18 protein-coding genes are annotated in these 16,841 nt (G+C 44.0%); 14 read left to right on the top strand and 4 right to left on the bottom strand.

The features are described from left to right. From RH46_RS09665 to RH46_RS09655, 3 genes are all read left to right on the top strand, one after another. Positions 1 to 1,349 (top strand): L,D-transpeptidase family protein (locus RH46_RS09665; protein WP_006879246.1); only part of this gene is annotated, 1,349 nt, incomplete at its 5' end. A gap of 184 nt (positions 1,350 to 1,533) precedes the next feature. Further along, on the top strand, positions 1,534 to 2,076 hold the full coding sequence (gene mepK / locus RH46_RS09660) for a peptidoglycan L,D-endopeptidase MepK (RefSeq protein WP_006879245.1): 543 nt from the start codon (positions 1,534 to 1,536) through the stop codon (positions 2,074 to 2,076). 87 nt (positions 2,077 to 2,163) lie between these two features. Continuing rightward, the gene (locus RH46_RS09655) at positions 2,164 to 2,820 is read left to right on the top strand and encodes an MBL fold metallo-hydrolase (protein WP_006879244.1); all 657 of its coding nucleotides are present in this window, start codon (positions 2,164 to 2,166) and stop codon (positions 2,818 to 2,820) included. A gap of 59 nt (positions 2,821 to 2,879) precedes the next feature. Here the strand turns inward: RH46_RS09655 and RH46_RS09650 are convergent, their stop codons facing one another. Next, the gene (locus RH46_RS09650; protein ID WP_006879243.1) at positions 2,880 to 3,554 is read right to left on the bottom strand and encodes a DUF2982 domain-containing protein; all 675 of its coding nucleotides are present in this window, start codon (positions 3,552 to 3,554) and stop codon (positions 2,880 to 2,882) included. Between the two features lie 218 nt (positions 3,555 to 3,772). Between RH46_RS09650 and RH46_RS09645 the strand changes: the two genes are divergently transcribed. The 8 genes from RH46_RS09645 (at position 3,773) to RH46_RS09610 (ending at position 10,813) form a co-directional block, all read left to right on the top strand. Further along, positions 3,773 to 4,147: a hypothetical protein gene (locus RH46_RS09645; RefSeq protein WP_006879242.1), complete on the top strand. Its 375-nt coding sequence runs from the start codon at positions 3,773 to 3,775 to the stop codon at positions 4,145 to 4,147. 395 nt (positions 4,148 to 4,542) lie between these two features. Further along, entirely contained in the window at positions 4,543 to 5,631 is a 1,089-nt protein-coding gene (locus tag RH46_RS09640; protein ID WP_006879241.1) for a TRAP transporter substrate-binding protein, read from the top strand. A gap of 131 nt (positions 5,632 to 5,762) precedes the next feature. Beyond that, positions 5,763 to 6,299: a TRAP transporter small permease subunit gene (locus tag RH46_RS09635; RefSeq protein WP_006879240.1), complete on the top strand. Its 537-nt coding sequence runs from the start codon at positions 5,763 to 5,765 to the stop codon at positions 6,297 to 6,299. 10 nt (positions 6,300 to 6,309) lie between these two features. Continuing rightward, on the top strand, positions 6,310 to 7,593 hold the full coding sequence (locus RH46_RS09630; protein WP_006879239.1) for a TRAP transporter large permease: 1,284 nt from the start codon (positions 6,310 to 6,312) through the stop codon (positions 7,591 to 7,593). Between the two features lie 91 nt (positions 7,594 to 7,684). Then, complete coding sequence (locus tag RH46_RS09625; RefSeq protein ID WP_006879238.1) at positions 7,685 to 9,046, top strand: cache domain-containing protein; 1,362 nt, start codon at positions 7,685 to 7,687, stop codon at positions 9,044 to 9,046. Then, positions 9,039 to 9,677 carry a response regulator gene (locus RH46_RS09620; RefSeq protein ID WP_006879237.1) on the top strand — a complete coding sequence of 213 codons (639 nt, stop codon included), beginning with the start codon at positions 9,039 to 9,041 and terminating at the stop codon, positions 9,675 to 9,677. Before RH46_RS09625 ends, RH46_RS09620 begins: the two co-directional genes overlap by 8 nt. An 87-nt stretch (positions 9,678 to 9,764) precedes the next feature. Further along, entirely contained in the window at positions 9,765 to 10,109 is a 345-nt protein-coding gene (locus RH46_RS09615) for a DOPA 4,5-dioxygenase family protein (RefSeq protein ID WP_006879236.1), read from the top strand. A gap of 101 nt (positions 10,110 to 10,210) precedes the next feature. Further along, positions 10,211 to 10,813: a 2OG-Fe(II) oxygenase gene (locus RH46_RS09610; protein WP_006879235.1), complete on the top strand. Its 603-nt coding sequence runs from the start codon at positions 10,211 to 10,213 to the stop codon at positions 10,811 to 10,813. On the opposite strand, the gene RH46_RS09605 is transcribed toward RH46_RS09610, so the two are convergent. Continuing rightward, positions 10,810 to 11,676 carry a patatin-like phospholipase family protein gene (locus tag RH46_RS09605; RefSeq protein WP_006879234.1) on the bottom strand — a complete coding sequence of 289 codons (867 nt, stop codon included), beginning with the start codon at positions 11,674 to 11,676 and terminating at the stop codon, positions 10,810 to 10,812. The two genes, RH46_RS09610 and RH46_RS09605, sit on opposite strands and share 4 nt — an antisense overlap. A gap of 223 nt (positions 11,677 to 11,899) precedes the next feature. Between RH46_RS09605 and RH46_RS09600 the strand changes: the two genes are divergently transcribed. Both RH46_RS09600 and RH46_RS09595 read left to right on the top strand, forming a co-directional pair. Next, positions 11,900 to 12,124 (top strand): hypothetical protein, encoded by a 225-nt coding sequence (locus RH46_RS09600; protein WP_006879233.1) that lies wholly within the window; start codon positions 11,900 to 11,902, stop codon positions 12,122 to 12,124. A gap of 479 nt (positions 12,125 to 12,603) precedes the next feature. Next, the gene (locus RH46_RS09595) at positions 12,604 to 14,022 is read left to right on the top strand and encodes a basic amino acid/polyamine antiporter (protein WP_006879232.1); all 1,419 of its coding nucleotides are present in this window, start codon (positions 12,604 to 12,606) and stop codon (positions 14,020 to 14,022) included. A gap of 33 nt (positions 14,023 to 14,055) precedes the next feature. On the opposite strand, the gene rarD is transcribed toward RH46_RS09595, so the two are convergent. After that, on the bottom strand, positions 14,056 to 14,946 hold the full coding sequence (gene rarD, locus RH46_RS09590; RefSeq protein WP_006879231.1) for an EamA family transporter RarD: 891 nt from the start codon (positions 14,944 to 14,946) through the stop codon (positions 14,056 to 14,058). A gap of 397 nt (positions 14,947 to 15,343) precedes the next feature. Between rarD and RH46_RS09585 the strand changes: the two genes are divergently transcribed. Next, positions 15,344 to 15,700 (top strand): PilZ domain-containing protein, encoded by a 357-nt coding sequence (locus RH46_RS09585; protein WP_006879229.1) that lies wholly within the window; start codon positions 15,344 to 15,346, stop codon positions 15,698 to 15,700. A gap of 460 nt (positions 15,701 to 16,160) precedes the next feature. On the opposite strand, the gene RH46_RS22605 is transcribed toward RH46_RS09585, so the two are convergent. Continuing rightward, positions 16,161 to 16,376 (bottom strand): helix-turn-helix domain-containing protein, encoded by a 216-nt coding sequence (locus RH46_RS22605; RefSeq protein WP_071985911.1) that lies wholly within the window; start codon positions 16,374 to 16,376, stop codon positions 16,161 to 16,163. Positions 16,377 to 16,841: the final 465 nt, after the last annotated feature.

The following is a 16,841-nucleotide window of genomic DNA, read 5'->3' as shown; positions in this document are numbered from 1 at the left end:
AATTCCAGTTAGAAGTCATTCATCACGCTGGCTTCAGCTCGACATTTTCTCGCCAGCTTAGCTATCTTCAGTTCTACCGTAAAAGTAATCGCTGGTATGAGTATGACCTGCTCGCGACAGACACTCTGCTGCTTTATATGAGCTATGCGGAGGTTGCCAAGACTCGCGGGCAAGACTGGTTCTTTGAACGTAAGATGCCTCGCACACTTCCTTTGCCGCCCAATAGCTCACTGATTGCCACTCATCGCGCCATTGCTCAACAACAACTGGGTGAACTCATTGATGCCTATACGCCTGATTCCTCGGGCTATATGGATTTGGTAGATACCTACCTGCACATGGTTAAGTATCAAAAGCTGAATACGCCGCTGTACAGCCAGACAGGGCTAGCCAAGGTCGGTGATAAATTAGAACAGCGGGATGTGCTTTTGCAACGTCTGGAGATTGTTGACGTTAACCTGCTCGATGTGCGGAAAGACGTCAGTTGGTACGACCGGACATTAGAAACGGCAGTCAAGCAGTTCCAGCGCTTACACGGTTTAGAGGCTGACGGCATTATTGGTCCTGAGACGATCAAGTGGATTAACCTGCCAATAGAAAAGCGTCTCGCGATTCTGGCAATTAATGCCGAGCGTAATCGTTATTGGCCAGTTCAGCGTGACACCATTATTGTCGTCAACGTTCCCAGCTTTCAGATGAAGTACTGGAATTCAGGACAAGAAGTATTTCAATCAAAAGTCGTCGTCGGCAAGAAAGCGCGTCCCACGCCAGTGATGATGACCAAGCTGGATTCATTAATTCTTAACCCGACCTGGAACGTTCCGTGGAAAATCATGGTTGAAGATATCATTCCTAAGGTTAAGCAGGATAGGGAGTATCTGGCCAGACAAAACATTATGATCATTCCTAAATGGGGGTCTCAAGAGGTGATCAACCCAGATGAAATTGACTGGGATAACCTAAATCCTCACCAATTCCCTTACCGCATGACTCAACTATCCGGTCAGGCTAACGCGTTGGGACTGTACAAGTTCAATACGCCCAACCGACGTGCTATTTATCTTCATGATACGCCAAGTAAAGGGTTGTTTGATGAGACTCAAAGAGCGTTTAGCTCAGGGTGTATCCGTGTAGAAAATGCCGATGTGTTCGCTGATACCTTGTTGCAAACGCAAGGTCTGGTTATTGAACAGGAAGAGCAGGTGAGTCCGACACCAAATCAGGCCATCCCATTAAAAAGCCGTATTCCGGTCCATATTATCTATCAGACGGCATGGTATGAGGAAGGTAATGTCCACTATAGGGAAGACATTTACCGCCTAGACAGATTTCGTTACACAAAGGGATAGAATTTACCAAACCTTTACGATTGTTCACGCCAAACATTTTTATCAATAGGTTCAATAATTAAGCAAAACACTCATGCTCAAAGGTGACTTTGAGCATGTTTTATGCATTTGCACTTCACAACAGAGTTAGGTAGTGTCGCCGTTCGACACGTTTGAGCAACTATTTTTGTGAAGGTATTTTAAAGTGGCATTATCCCGACGAGATTTTATTAAACTGGCCGGAAGTGGTTTGGTAGTAGCAAGTTGTGCTCCGAGTGTCGCGTTGGCAGGATATCCAGATAAACCACGCAGTCTTGCATTGACCAACCTGCATACTCGTGAAGCGCTGGAAACGTGCTATTTCGATGGCAACAACTATGTATCTAAAGAACTCAGCCGACTAAACCACATCTGTCGTGACTTTAGACGCAACGAAGTTCACCCGATGGATAAACGTCTTTTCGATCATATTAGTTTGATTCAGAAAGAGCTCAGTGTAGAAACAGAAGTGCAGATTATCTCTGGTTACCGTTCTCCGGCGACCAATGAAGCGTTACGTGGCAAATCGAAAGGTGTGGCGAAAAAGAGCTATCACATGCTTGGTCAGGCGATTGACTTTCGCCTCGACGGTGTCAGCTTAAAGCGCGTTCGTGACGTGTCTCGTGAGTTAAAACTTGGTGGTGTTGGCTACTATCCGGGTAGCAATTTCGTTCATATTGATACTGGTCCGGTTCGTTACTGGTCATAGCTTTCTCAATCCGTTACAGGCGAGAGTTGTCAAAGCGCCTGGCAAATGTCATAGTTCAGCGAGAAAAGTATCTAGCAAGGTTTTTATATGTCACTTAAGTATCAAGTTGTTCCCGTTACTTCGTTTTCTCAGAACTGTTCTATTGTTTGGTGTGATCAAACAATGGAAGGCATTGTTGTCGATCCGGGCGGTGATGTTAAACAGCTGGCGATGTTGATCAAAGAACTTGGTGTGAAAGTCGTGAACCTTGTTTTGACGCACGGTCACCTGGACCACGTTGGTGGAACAGAGCCTCTTTCTCGTGAACTGGGTGACATCGAAATCATCGGTCCTCATAAAGATGATAACTTCTGGTTACAAGGTCTTGAGGGGCAGAGCCAGATGTTTGGTTTCCCACTAACGGAAGCATTTGAGCCAAACCAGTGGCTTAATGATGGCGACAAGATTACTTTTGGTCAGCAGACAATGGATGTTATCCATACACCAGGTCACACACCAGGCCATGTTGTACTATTTAGCCAAGAAGCTAAGTTAGCTTTTGTTGGCGATGTTCTGTTTAATGGCTCTGTTGGTCGTACCGATTTCCCGAAAGGGGACTTTGATACCCTGATTAACTCTATTAAAACCAAACTGTGGCCGCTTGGTAACGATGTTCGTTTTGTTCCGGGGCACGGCCCTGAATCGACATTTGGTCGTGAGCGCGCATCCAACCCGTTTGTTGCCGACGAAATGCCGTTGTACTAAAACACTAAACATTAAAAAGGTCGCTTGCGCGACCTTTTTTGATCCCTATCGTCACCCAACTAAAGGTTCTCTTCTGGCTCAGCCGCTGCCAGATAGCGCCTGGCGAGGCCAACAAACTCATCGGGCTCTCTATCTAAGTCGTTGGCTGAAATAAATATATCGTAGCCGTAATATTCACGCTGGTAGCGCATGCGGTTAGCCAGCATAGCCTGCAACCCCTTAAACTCTTTTCCTTGGGAGTTACGGTATATCTGTGAATCCAGGACAATATCTTCGAATCGCTCGCCCTGTTGGTGCTGTCGAGCACCTAAATAGAGTAGTGCTCTTTGGCTAAGCAAAATTTCTGTTGCTATACGGGGGCAGATGCTTTCTAAATAAGGAGAGTAGTTCTTAACTCTTACGCCAATCCAGGGCAATGGCTGTTGCCACCCATCCTGGTCGTAGTGGCAAATGCCTATCTTGCTAATATTGTTCCACTTTAATACCCAACCGCCTTTAAACAGATGTTGCTGAAAGTGGCTGGCGGTAAGAGTGAAGCGTACTGTGCTTTTTAAAACCAGCAGGTAGCCGAATCCGATCAAACATGTAATGGCAATGATAGTTAACAGCGCTTGTTGCCATCCAGGGGCATAAAGCATCAGGAAAAGACAGCCAATAGAAAATAGCCCTAACAGCCAACGACTGGTTAAAGATGAAATCAGAAAGGGATGATTGGATAAATGTACCGTTTGCATATTTCTCTACCGAAACAGTAATACCTCTGTTTATATACTCAGTAGTCTGTAATTTGATCACTACAGTTACTGATTAAATTGTAGCCTGATGCCAGCATATCGCGCATTTTTGTGGCATAAAACCGTGGATGGTCTGTAAATAGGTGCAAATTTTTGGTATAAATCGCGCTTCAAATTTTCACCACTGCTCCGTATGCAGTGAAATGGAGACATACTCGATGAGACTTGCTCATAAGCGTAAAGTGCAGCTAAAACTGCAAAAGCGCATTAAAGCGACAGTTGCAAGTGTAAAAGCAACAAAGAAAGCTAAGCCTGAAGTTGAGAAAAAAGTAGCTGTAAAACCAGCAGCGGAGAAAGTTGTAGCAGCCGCTAAGACAACTGACGTTGCGCTTACTCCAAAGCAGCAACAAGTTCTAGACATCGTTGTTAGCAATGCAGAAGGCATCAACCCTAAAGGCATCGGCCTTGCTGCGGGTCAAGAAGACGCGAAAGCGGCATCTTGGGCAACAGGTGCACTGAAAAAACTACTAGAAGAAAACCTGGTAGTGAAAGAGCAGCTAGCGGGCAACAAAGTTATCTACAAAGCAGTTTAATTGCCGTTAGATGAATCCGTTCAAGCCCAGGCTTGATGGATGATGCGTATTATTAGCCTCGACTTGGTCGGGGCTTTGTTATATCTGCAGGGTCTATTTTTTATCCCTGTCACATTTCTTATCAATATAATAGTCAGTTCTCGCGTACGAGTGACTAGGTATATTTCCAATCCTTGTATTAGTTCTCGTATTCCAACGTCATGTTTTATCGATAGTTATTTAAAGTGAGGCTATAGGACTACGTATAAGTACGTAGTTCTTTGGTCGAATTTTACGTGTTGCTGTTAAATATTTTCAGTGTTCTCGCTGATTTCTTCTTGTTAATAGATGACTCACTCTATAGGTGAAACAAAAGGTACCTAGAAGGGTATGATCGTTAAACAAAGGACGTGAACATGAGTCTTATAAAACAATCTCTAAAACGAGTATTAAAAGCTACTGCAGTAGCGGCAGCTCTTGCAGCAATGGCGACTTCAGCGACCGCTGCTGAAAAAGTTTACCGTTTAAAACTGGCGGAAACTTGGGGTCCAAACTTCCCAGTGTTTGGTGACGCAACGAAAAATATGGCAGCAATGGCAGAGAAAATGTCTAATGGCCGTCTGCAAATTCGTATCGACTCAGCGAACAAGCACAAAGCGCCACTAGGTATCTTTGATATGGTGAAATCTGGTCAGTACGACTTAGGTCACTCAGGTTCGTATTACTGGAAGGGTAAAGTGCCAAACACACTTTACTTCACGTCTATGCCATTTGGTATGACTCCGGCGGAGCAGTATGCGTGGTTCTACCACGGCGGTGGTATGGAATTGATGGAGCAGGTTTACTCTCCACATAACCTTCTTTCTTTCCCTGGCGGTAACACTGATATTCAGATGGGTGGTTGGTTCCAGAAAGAGATCAACTCGGTTGAAGATCTACAAGGTCTGAAAATGCGTATTCCTGGTTTTGCGGGTGAAATCCTGGCTGAGCTAGGCGCGAAACCAACTAACATCGCACCGGGCGAGCTATACACGTCGCTGGAGCGTCGTACTATCGATGCACTGGAGTGGGTTGGTCCTTCTCTTGACCTTCGTATGGGTTTCCACAAGATTGCTCCTTACTACTACACAGGTTGGCATGAGCCAGGTTCAGAGCTTCAGTTCCTTGTGAACAAGCGTACTTACGAGCGTTTACCTGAAGACCTACGTGAGATCCTACGTGTCGCTATGCGCACTGCAGCGTACGATATGTACACTCAAGCTACGCACGAAAGCGGTAAGAACTGGGTTTCTATCAAGTCTGAGTACCCTGACGTACAGGTAAAAGATTTCCCACCAGAAGTGATGGGTGCACTTCGTGAAGCGAATGATCGTCTACTTGCTAAACATGCAGAAAAAGACGAGTTAGCAAAAGAGATTCAGAAATCTCAGGCTGATTACCTGAAACAGGTTCGTTCGTGGACAGACATTTCGCACCGCGCTTACCTAAACAGCCAAGCTCAATAATCATAATTATACTAAAGGGACAGGTGACAATGTCACTTGTCCCAACAAGCCCAAGAACCTATTTTTGTTTTAACAACAGTTTGTCGCCACTGATTCAGTGGCGCTATTTTCAGAATTCCATGGAGTAGGGAATGAGAAGCCTAATATATATAGAGCGTCTATTTAATCGCTTCGGTGATTTTTTAGGTTGGCTTTCAAGCATACTGTTCATTTTGTTGCTGGCCAACGTCGTGTATGACGTGGTGATGCGATATGTCTTTAATGATGTCTCTATAGCATTTCAAGAAATGGAATGGCATCTATTCTCAGCGGTTTTCCTACTTGGTGTTCCCTATGCGATTAAAGCAGGCGGCCACGTACGTGTAGACCTGTTTTACGAGCGCTTATCTCATAAGGCGCAGTCGATTATCGACCTGTTGGGAACCCTATTTTTCTTACTGCCATTTTGTCTGCTTGTTGCGTACTACGGTGTCGATTTTGCCAAAGAAAGTTATGCATTAGGCGAAACGTCCGGAGATCCGGGTGGCCTTCCGTATCGTTGGATTATTAAAGCGATGATCCCGCTATCATTCTTGTTTATGGCGATCAGCGGTGTCGGTTTACTGCTGCATTCACTAAACAAGATTTTTAATCCACACCTGATTTACGCTCAACAAGAACAGAAGTAAGGAGACAACAATGGTCGGTATTGTAATGTTTTTTGTTGCCTTGTTTGCTTTGCTACTTGGCTTCCCGGTTGCGTTTACCTTTGGTGGTATCGCGTTAATTTTCGGTGTTTGGGCAGAAGGCTGGGAGATGTTTGCCTTCATGCCATATCGTATTCAGTCCATCATGGAAAACACGGTTCTAATGGCCGTGCCGCTGTTCGTATTTATGGGGTTAGTACTACAGAAAACCCGTCTGGCGGAGCAGCTGCTGGAGTCGATGGGTAAACTGTTTGGCGGTGTCCGAGGTGGTATTGCTATTTCAACCGTTCTGGTAGGTGCATTACTTGCAGCCTCTACGGGGGTGGTGGGTGCTTCTGTTGTAGCGATGGGCCTTATCTCACTTCCAGTAATGCTCAAATACAACTACGACAAGGGTCTGGCGTGTGGCACCATCTGTGCGTCAGGTACCTTAGGTCAGATTATTCCACCATCGATTGTATTGATTCTACTTGGTGACGTGCTCGGCGTTCCTGTTGGTGATCTATTCCAGGCAGCGGTATGGCCAGGATTGGTACTCGTTGGTGCATACGTTGTTTATATTCTGATTTACGCTAAGTTAAACCCAGAAGCAGCCCAGCCAATCCCGAGTGACGGTGACATCAGTCGTAAAGAAGAAGTCATTACTGCCCTGAAAGCTGTTATTCCGCCACTTGCGCTGATCGTTGTTGTACTCGGTTCTATCTTCGCTGGTATTGCGACTCCGACTGAATCTGCAGCTTTGGGTGGGGCAGGTGCGATTGTACTGGCACTGCTGTACCGTCAGTTTAGCTGGTCAATGGTTTATGAAGCGTCAAAAGAGACAGTAAAAGTAACGGCGATGGTATTTGCTATCCTGCTAGGTGCAACGGCTTTCTCGATGGCATTTACTTATACTGGCGGTGATTATCTGGTCGAAGAGTGGATGCTGCAAATCCCTGGTGAGAAATGGGGCTTCTTGATCATTACTATGCTGGTGATTCTTATCCTTGGTTTCTTTATCGACTTTGTGGAAATCTGTTTCATTATCGTACCTATTCTGGCACCAGTTGCGGAAATCATGGGAATCAACATGACTTGGTTTGCGATTCTGATTGCGATGAACCTACAGACTTCGTTCCTGACCCCACCATTTGGTTTCAGCCTGTTCTATTTGAAAGGTGTGGCGCCGAAAGGAGTGACAACCCGCGATATCTACCGAGGTGTAATGCCATTTATCGGTATCCAGATAGCGGTGTTGGCGACATTACTTGTCTTCCCGGAATTTTACGGAATGTGATCATTTAATTACAGTTAGCTAACAACTCCTGTTAAAGTTAAGTTGCTTGCCCTTAGGGTAAGCAACTTATGTTGTTTTTATGGGGAAGGGAATGCCTCTACAAGCCAAGCTGATTTTACTCAGCTTACTGCCTTTGCTGTTAGTGACCGCTTTGACCAGTTGGATCTCTATTTACCAAGCCAAAACCTTGGGTGAAAAAGAGATTCAAATCTTCGAAGACGGGCTAATTCGTTCAAAAGAAACGGCACTAAAAGATAAAGTGGACCTCGCGCTGGATGCGATCTCTCATATCTATAATGACGACCAGTTGCCGGAAGATGTGGCTAAGCAGCAGGTTAAAGAAGTTCTGACTAAGCTTCGCTACGGTAAAGATAGAGACGGCTACTTTTTCGCTTATGATCAGGACGGAAAAAATCTTGTCCACCCAGTTATGCCGGATTTAATCGGTCAGAATTTACTGTATCTTCGCGATGGGAACGGTGACTACTTAATTAAAGCCTTGCTCAATCAGGCGCAACGCGGTGGCGGTTTCCATCAATACCTATGGCAAAAACCTTCTACCGGAGAAAATGTCACTAAGCTCAGCTATGCGGCTTGGTTAGACAAGTGGGGCTGGATGATAGGCACCGGGCTCTATATCGAAGATATCACCTATGAAGTTGCTAACCTCAAGTCAGAAGTGAGCAGCAATATTGAAACGACCTTTTTCTCAGTGATTGTCATTATGGTGGTTACGGTTGGGGTTATCGTTGTTATCGCTTTGGCGGTGAACCTTCATGAACACCGACTTGCGGATCGAAGTCTGAAACAGCTCGCGCACCAGACGGTGATGTTTCAGGAAGATGAGAAGAAGCATCTTGCTCGTGAGTTACACGACGGTATTAATCAACTACTGGTTTCAAGCAAGTGTCATTTAGAGCTTCTGGCGAGCAAGATTGATGATGCGGCCCTTCAACAACACTTGTCTAAGTCTCAACAGTCGTTAACCACTGCCATAAACGAAGTGCGTCATATCTCGCACAACTTACGCCCTAGCGCACTTGATGACATAGGTTTAGAAGCCGCACTGAACAGTTTACTGCTTGATTTCAAATCCCACTCAGGGGTGGAAATCGAAGCATCTTTGTCGACTCAGCCTGGCAAACTTCAGTCTGATGCAGCGACGACCTTGTACCGCGTTGCTCAAGAATCACTGACCAACATCGAAAAACACTCCCATGCTAACAATGTCAGCGTGATCTTGCAGCAAATGGGAAATATGTTGCAGCTGATCATACGTGATGATGGCGTCGGGTTTGATGTCGGATCTGCGCTAAGGAAAAGCGGTATTGGACTTAGAAACATGCGTGAAAGAGTTGAGTTCATTGGTGGTGAGTTTGAAATTGAAAGTGAGCCTGGGCTTGGAACAGAAATTACAGTATTGCTAGAGTTGGACGGATTAGTATATGGATAAACCAATTAAAGTGGTGATTGTTGATGATCACCAAGTGGTATTAGATGGATTTATCGCTCGTTTAGAGACTGAACAGGATATTGAAGTGATCGGCTCTGCCAGCAATGGTGTTGAAGCCATTGAGGTAGTGAAAAACTTGCTGCCAGATGTAGTTCTGATGGATGTGAGTATGCCGTTGATGAATGGTATTGATGCCACTGCGGTGATTAAAGAGGAACTGCCTGAGGTAAAAGTCTTAATGCTCACTATGCATGATAATCGTGAATACATTATGAAAGTGATGCAGGTAGGCGCAGTAGGTTACATGCTCAAAGAGATCTGTGCTCGCCGTATGGTGCAAGCGATTAAAACGGTTTATCAAGGCTCGACCTATTTTTGTGAATCGGTCACGCAGACGCTATTTTCACAGGAAGTGATCCCGAGCAGTAGCAAACCTAATCCCCTTAGCCGTCGTGAAGAAGCGATTTTAAAACTGGTGGCAGAAGGCAAGAGCAGTAAGGAAGTCGCTTCAATCCTCAACATCAGCTACCGCACTGTAGAAACTCATCGTCAGAATATTAAGCATAAACTTGACCTTCATAGTACGGCGGAATTGGCCAAGTATGCGGTCGAAAAGGGAATTGTTACCTAACGCTATAGTGTAATGAATGTAAGTAAACGCGACACTAACTTGTCTCAGTGATATGTTGTGTGGCGAATTTTATAAGTCCGTAAACCTATGCTTTTAATAAAAAATACTCATCAAGATTACCACGCTCATATCTATTTTGACTCGTCGACGGTTGAGTTCGCTCGTCAGTTGCGCGATCAGGTAAAAAACACCTTTGAACTGGCGGTTGGCCGTTTTAATGAAAAGTTAGTCGGGCCACACATGATGTGGAGCTTTTCAATTACCTTTACCAGCAATGACTTTGACACCTTGGTTCCCTGGCTAGAACAACAACGCAACGGTCACTCAGTACTGGTTCACGCCGTGACCGGAGATGATTTTAAAGATCATACGGAATATGCCTATTGGCTCGGCTCACCCGTTGATATTAATGTCGCAATTTTCGACTCTTGATTACGCTCGGTAATCGAATCGACAAATAACCTGATTTGTCCGTGCTCGGTTGATTTGTGTATAAGGCGTCCTCTGAATAAATCACTGGACAATACTCACTAATGAACCAACTAATCGACGCTCTATTTACCCAGGGTTACTATGTTTGGGATGACTTTCTAACGGAAGATGAAGTCGGACAGTTAAGGGACTGTATTCCAGAAGAGTGGAAAAAAGCACGAATTGGTCGTAACGAAGAAGTGATGCGCGAGAGTGCAATTCGTAGCGATAAAATCCAGTGGTTACATCCGAGTATGGGGCAACCCGTTGAATGCTTCTTAAGCAAAATGGAGCAAATAAGACTTGAAGCGAATCGCCACTTCTTTTTGGGGCTATTTGAGTATGAAGCTCACTTTGCTAAGTACGAGAAAGGCGATTTTTATAAGAAGCACTTAGATTGCTTTCAGGGTAATGAGAACCGCCGATTAACGACGGTTTTCTATATGAATGAATCCTGGTCTGAACAAGATGCTGGTGAATTGGTCGTTTACGATCTTGATGATAACGAAATAGCGCGAATTCCACCTAAATCAGGGCGTTTGTTTGTATTCTTCTCAGAGCAGTTCCCTCATGAAGTCCTGCCAACCAACAGTGAACGTTACAGCATCGCTGGCTGGTTCCGAGTTAATGGTGTTAAAGACAACCAGCTCGATATCGCTCACTAAAGGCAGAAATGACAGTTTTCTTCTGTTAAACCGTGAATACCTTGTCGACTGGCAAGGTGTTCGCGCCCCTCTTTTAATCCCATCGAATAGCCCTGATCCAATGTTTCTCGCTTCATAGTGAGGCGTTTAACCGCGAAATCTTCAGGTGGCGCGATCACCCGAATTGTCACCCCTTGCGGCGGGTTGCGGATAAACTCCAGTGACTGATTGTAGCGATTGGCTCGATCAGCCATCGCTTTACCGATCATAGGATAGCGATGGAGTAGTGTAGACACTAACCATGAACTTTTGCTTTTAGGCATTTGATAACTCAATGGGTGGGACAAGATCACTGTGATTTCTTTGGCCCCGCGGCGGTACGCCTCTATGACCGGAATCGAATCTGCCACGCCTCCATCGGTATAACAGCCACCGGAAAAGCAGGGTGTCTGTTTATAGGCAATTGGTAGTGCGCTGGTGGCTTCAAGCACTTGCGCCAGATTAGACTGAGTTACCTGATAATAGTCGGCATTGCCAGTGTCGATATTCGTGGTCGTTGCCAATAGCGGCAAGTCAGAAAACAATGTCTCGACGTCAAGCGGAAAGCGTTGTTCTGACTCAGAGACTAGCCACTCGACATCAACCAGATTACCACCTTTTAGAAAACGTTTGGGGTTATAAAACTGGCGGTCAGTAGCCAGTTGAGTGATGACTTGGTAGCTACGACCTTGCTGTTTCGCTAAGTAGCCAACAAGATTTGATGTACCGGCGGAAACACCAATGGCGAAATCAAAAGGGTAATGCTGTTGTGAGATGAAATGATCCAACACTCCTGCGGCGAAGATCCCTCGCATTGCCCCGCCTTCAACCACTATTGCCTTCATATCTTTACCTTATATCAATCTTGAATAGCACCAGTTTATCGAGTGCGAAGCGAAGCTAGAAATGGATGATATAGATAACTGCGATAGGCTCCATCTATCAATTTTAAGACCAAGCTCTTGAGTCGCCGAGAATAGTAGAGACTGTTTTTTTATACAGTATTTTATTGACCTTACGAGTAAAACTTCTATACTGGTTATAAATACAGTTGTATGGGAGGGTACTATGTTATTAGAAACCATCGAACGCGTTAACCGCCTACGTCAACAAGCGTTGAATGATCCGAAGTTTATTCAATCAGCAAAAGCTCATGAAAAGGCGCTTAATACCCAACAGCAGAATTACGCTGGCGGACAAAAATCAAAGGCTAAAGTCAGAAAAGACAAGAGTTTGGCTGAAATCTACCACCATGCTGAGTTCGGTCAGCGAGCTGACACTTCTACGCACTAATCTGGTCAGATAACAAAGCAGTCTATGGGCTGCTTTGTTCCACAGACAAAAAAAAGGTCGCATTTCAGCGACCGCACAAACAGGAAGTAATGGATATCATAGAGAAGCAATGCGCTCAGCGTCATCGCCACCTTAAATCAGTCTAGTTCATGATGTCAGTTTGGCGAGAAGATAAGGACAATTTGTATTACTTTGCCACTGTTTAAGGTCGTTTTTGGTTAAATTGAATTATTTTTCATTCTTATAATGAATGAAAAGTCAGACTTAACATCTAAACCAATGCATTAAATTTGGCAAATTGTCTCGAATTGCCCTAAATTTTTGGTCTAATTGACTATTCTAAAAGCTAACCATTGATCGATGACAATGAAAGGTGAGATTTGTTTGCTATGTATGCGATATGCTTCACATCAGATCTGCCTATTGCAACCGTTTCAGCGTAAAATCGCCTCCTCCTATATGTGTATTCCGGAAACAACATGGATAACAAACTTGGCTTAAGCTCCTTAACAGCCATCGTAATTGGCTCGATGATCGGAGCTGGTGTTTTCAGCTTGCCACAAAATATGGCTTCTGTTGCCAGTCCAGCCGCAGTAATGATTGGTTGGGCAATAACAGGGGTGGGGATGATATTCCTTGCTCTCTCTTTCCAAAAGCTCGCCTTTCACCGGCCAAATGTTGATAGTGGGGTATTCGGCTACGCAAAAGAAGGTTTTGGTGATTTTGTTGGCTTCTGTTCAGCATGGGGTTATTGGCTGAGTGCAATGCTCGCTAACGTTTCTTACCTGGTCATTGTTTTCAGTACCTTAGGAATGCTGTTTGATACACCAGATAATGTGATTTTTGGTCAGGGTAACACTCTTATTTCTGTGCTTGGTGCGTCTTGTTTATTGTGGATGGTTCATGCCTTGGTGCTGCGTGGTGTACAAACTGCCGCACTTATCAATATGGTGACCACTTACGCAAAACTGGTTCCATTACTGGTTTTCATCGTTTGTGCGATGTTTGCGTTTAGCTGGAACACTTTCACCCTCGATTTTACTGGGCTCCATTTTGGCGAAGGACACGATTTGTGGGCGCAAGTGAAAAGCACCATGTTAATCACGGTATGGGTATTTATCGGTATCGAAGGTGCTGTCGTAGTGTCGAGTAGGGCGCGTAATCGTAAAGATATCGGCCGCGCGACCATTCTAGGTTTGCTTACCGCATTAGCCATTTATGTGTTTGTGACTCTGCTTTCTATGGGCGTAGTTAAGCCAGTCGAGCTTGCTCAATATCAAAATCCATCCATGGCACGAGTGCTCACCGCTATTTTGGGACCATGGGGTCAGTACATTATCAGTGTTGGTTTGTTAATCTCAGTATGTGGTGCATTCCTTAGTTGGACGGTGTTGGCCTCTGAAGCGCCTTACCTTTGCGCCAAAGAGAAGATGTTCCCGAAAAGTTATGCTGAGCTAAACCATGCTGGCAGTCCAGTAAGACCACTGACCCTGACCAATGTCTGGATTCAGATTTCGCTGATCTTTGTTATGTTTGCTGGCAGTACGTATGACACCTTGTTGATCATCGCGTCAGAGATGATTCTGGTACCGTACTTTCTAGTGGGGGCGTTTGTTCTCAAGATCGCGATAGAAGAGAGAAACAGAGGCAGTTTACTGTTTATCGGACTAGGAGCGACGTTATACGGATTGTGGCTACTTTACGCGTCGGGTCTAAATTATCTGTTGTTGTCAGCGATATTGTACCTTCCGGGCCTCTATTTCTATATTCAAGCTAAGAAAGAACAGGGTGTATCCCCTTTCCTTGGTAGAGAAAAAGTGGCCGCTGGTATGCTGGGGGCTATCGCACTGTTTTCAGTAGCGATGATTTGGCAGGGTAGCCTCAGTATCGCGTTCTAAATTCAATCCCTTACCAATGAGTAGGGGATTTTTTTATCGGGACTTAGCAGTATGACGGTAACGTAAAGTATCAAACACAGTAAACAGAAGTCCTGCCCAGATAAAACTGAAGCTAACCAGCTTCACTTCATCAAATGCTTCACCAAACAGGTAAACAGCGAGAATGAACTGGATAGAGGGCTCAATGTATTGCATCAAGCCTATGGTCGAAAGAGAGGTTAAGCGGATGGCGATAGAGAAGAATAGTAACGGTAATAATGTCGCAGGGGCTGAGCCGATATATAGCGCCAGAGTCGACATTCCAGAATGAAAAGACTCAGTACCAAGGGTCATCTCTTTATAAAATAAATAGCTTATTGCTAGTGGCAGTAATACCAGAGCTTCTACAAACAGACTGGTACTCCACTCATAATTAATCTTCTTTTTTAGCCAGCCATATAGAGAAAAGAACACGGCTATCGAGAGGGCGACAAGTGGGATCTCGCCATAATGTATGACCTGATAACCAAGGCCGATACACGCTAAAGCCAGTGCCACTTTTTTACCTAGCGACAGGCGTTCTCCGAGACAGAATACACCCAAAGCCATGGTGGCAATTGGGCTAATAAAGAATCCCAAGCTTGATTCCATGACACGTTCGTTAGTCAACGCCCACGTAAACGCGACCCATGAAATTGACATCACTACGGCGGCAAAAGCCGTAGTGATCAGAGAGCGCTTATCAGCCCATATCGCGTTAAACTGAGGTAAGCGCTTGGTTACTGCGAAAACAATCAGTGCCCCAAGTGGTACTGACGCGATCAGTCTTACAGCTAGCAACTCATCTGTCGCCACGTTAGGTAAGTATTGATAGTAGAGTGGTAGCAGCCCCCACAAAATGAAAGAAAAGGCAGCCATTCCATTGCCTAAACTCTGGCCAGACATAATGACCTCAAATGATCAAATAATTAGAAAAACTTATTGCCCTGCAGTAATGAAGTAAAGGAATTTGTTGCTATAAAAAGTGACTTTAGAGCTTTGTTCTGTTTGGTTGGGTTATTGCTGGAATTAAAGGTTAAAAATATGTTAATAAGTAGTATGATGTGATCAGATAATACTGATACAATCGCCTTAAATCTTTGGCTAGATCGACGTTTAGTAGTTCATGAGTTGGATGTTAATAAAGCAGCAAAGGAGCGATAACTGGGTCATGTCAGATTAGCGTATATATCTGTCGAGCCAGTCAGATATATGTTAGATTACTTAGTCTTAAGCCTCAGAGAGGTAGTAAGTACTATACTAAATGGAATAGCTGTGTCGCTAAGATGTAAGGAGCGCGGTCATGAGTGATTTTGAACAGAAACGGAAATATTATCGCTTGAAGTACCCAAAGCGAGCCAGGCCGTTTGTAAAATTTGCCAATGAAATGTTTCAGGTGACCGAAGTCTCTGAAGGAGGCATTCGAATGGTCGCTAACAACTTTACATCCATGTACAAAGGTTTGACTGTTAAAGGCGTTTTGAATCTACATGATGAAAGTCATGTTGATATAGAAGGAGCCGTGCTTCGATTTGACAATGACGAGGTCATTATTCAGTTGCGCAAAGGCCCGACATTCAAAATTATGGTTGATGAACAGCGCCACATAAAGAACAAATATCCGGTATTCTTTGCACGACTTCGAGAACAAGTCGCGTAGATCTCAAATAACCTCTCGTTTAATAGCAAGCTGACTAAGTCGACTGTTATGCAGGATACGCTACAACTGTTTTATCCAGTTCAGTGAAGTGTTAATGCGCTCTTCTCCTAAACACATCGAATCGAACTCTTTACCAATGACCTGATACTCTATCATCTCATCTATGAGTTTATGTATTGTAAATAGATTTCTCGATACATAGACTTTATTGCTGTTGCTCCTTTTGTCTACAGAGCGAACAGTAAAATAATACTCGCAGTTTTTGTGGTAAATCTGGTACCCACGGTAGAAAACGATATTCATTGCCTTCGAGCCTCCTAGCTTTTTATAGCTGCGCTATTGCGTCGCGCAGTACCAAGCTTTGTCGTATTGAGCAGATTTTGGTGCGTTCGAACGGACAGAAAAGAACAGGGAAAGTGTGCTAGAACAATGGATTGAAGGAAGCTGATTCACGACTTGTTTATCTTGTATGAATCTCTTCACTACTGATACTCATTGATATTAACAGAGTGTCGTAGATCCTAATCAAAGTACTTAGTTTAGGGCTAGACTGACCATTTTCAATTCTGCATATATGAGAAGGAGATGTATTACATAGTTGAGCTAAGTCATCTTGGGTCATCCCTAGAGACTGCCTCTTAATTCTTATTTTACTGATGAGTTCTTTTTCATTCATAGATTTAAAACTATATATCTAGTTAGCCAATAAAGACATGCTGCATAATATTGACTCTTCATTCAATAACTGTAGCGAGTTTAGTATATTAAAATGGGATACTAAGCCATTTTAATTCGATTGATTCTTGTTTGATACATTAATTTGGATGAGGTCATTTGTATTGAAATACTGTCATTAAAAATAGTCAATTAAAATAAACTGAATAATAAAAACAATTATGTCGGTATTTATCGTACGACTAAGCGGTATTCTACTGACGGAAGTATTGTCGATGAAGTACTTAATACTCCGAAAAATAATAGCAATGAGTTAAATTTTGTTGACGATATAGAGATATAACACTTCATTCCTATGCGTGCAGATTAGTATGGGTGGCACGTTTGACCGAAGCTGTATTGAGCTACTGCATGGGATCAATTTCACGTTAATGTAATGTGTTTTCATTGTTACGCATTTGGTGAT

It is taken from the genome of Vibrio brasiliensis LMG 20546, assembly GCF_000189255.1.
GTDB classification, from domain to species: Bacteria; Pseudomonadota; Gammaproteobacteria; order Enterobacterales; family Vibrionaceae; genus Vibrio; species Vibrio brasiliensis.
The sequence above is the reverse complement of the archived record's forward strand: the minus strand, read 5'-3'. Positions and strand labels throughout refer to the sequence as shown.

Excerpts from the sequence above, each read along its gene's own strand:
- RH46_RS09655 (WP_006879244.1), top strand. The coding sequence starts at position 2,164 with ATGTCACTTAAGTATCAAGTTGTTCCCGTTACTTCGTTTTCTCAGAAC.
- RH46_RS09650 (WP_006879243.1), bottom strand. The coding sequence starts at position 3,554 with ATGCAAACGGTACATTTATCCAATCATCCCTTTCTGATTTCATCTTTA.
- RH46_RS09645 (WP_006879242.1), top strand. The coding sequence starts at position 3,773 with ATGAGACTTGCTCATAAGCGTAAAGTGCAGCTAAAACTGCAAAAGCGC.
- RH46_RS09640 (WP_006879241.1), top strand. The coding sequence starts at position 4,543 with ATGAGTCTTATAAAACAATCTCTAAAACGAGTATTAAAAGCTACTGCA.
- RH46_RS09635 (WP_006879240.1), top strand. The coding sequence starts at position 5,763 with ATGAGAAGCCTAATATATATAGAGCGTCTATTTAATCGCTTCGGTGAT.
- RH46_RS09630 (WP_006879239.1), top strand. The coding sequence starts at position 6,310 with ATGGTCGGTATTGTAATGTTTTTTGTTGCCTTGTTTGCTTTGCTACTT.
- RH46_RS09625 (WP_006879238.1), top strand. The coding sequence starts at position 7,685 with ATGCCTCTACAAGCCAAGCTGATTTTACTCAGCTTACTGCCTTTGCTG.
- RH46_RS09620 (WP_006879237.1), top strand. The coding sequence starts at position 9,039 with ATGGATAAACCAATTAAAGTGGTGATTGTTGATGATCACCAAGTGGTA.
- RH46_RS09615 (WP_006879236.1), top strand. The coding sequence starts at position 9,765 with ATGCTTTTAATAAAAAATACTCATCAAGATTACCACGCTCATATCTAT.
- RH46_RS09610 (WP_006879235.1), top strand. The coding sequence starts at position 10,211 with ATGAACCAACTAATCGACGCTCTATTTACCCAGGGTTACTATGTTTGG.
- RH46_RS09605 (WP_006879234.1), bottom strand. The coding sequence starts at position 11,676 with ATGAAGGCAATAGTGGTTGAAGGCGGGGCAATGCGAGGGATCTTCGCC.
- RH46_RS09600 (WP_006879233.1), top strand. The coding sequence starts at position 11,900 with ATGTTATTAGAAACCATCGAACGCGTTAACCGCCTACGTCAACAAGCG.
- RH46_RS09595 (WP_006879232.1), top strand. The coding sequence starts at position 12,604 with ATGGATAACAAACTTGGCTTAAGCTCCTTAACAGCCATCGTAATTGGC.
- rarD (WP_006879231.1), bottom strand. The coding sequence starts at position 14,946 with ATGTCTGGCCAGAGTTTAGGCAATGGAATGGCTGCCTTTTCTTTCATT.
- RH46_RS09585 (WP_006879229.1), top strand. The coding sequence starts at position 15,344 with ATGAGTGATTTTGAACAGAAACGGAAATATTATCGCTTGAAGTACCCA.
- RH46_RS22605 (WP_071985911.1), bottom strand. The coding sequence starts at position 16,376 with ATGAATGAAAAAGAACTCATCAGTAAAATAAGAATTAAGAGGCAGTCT.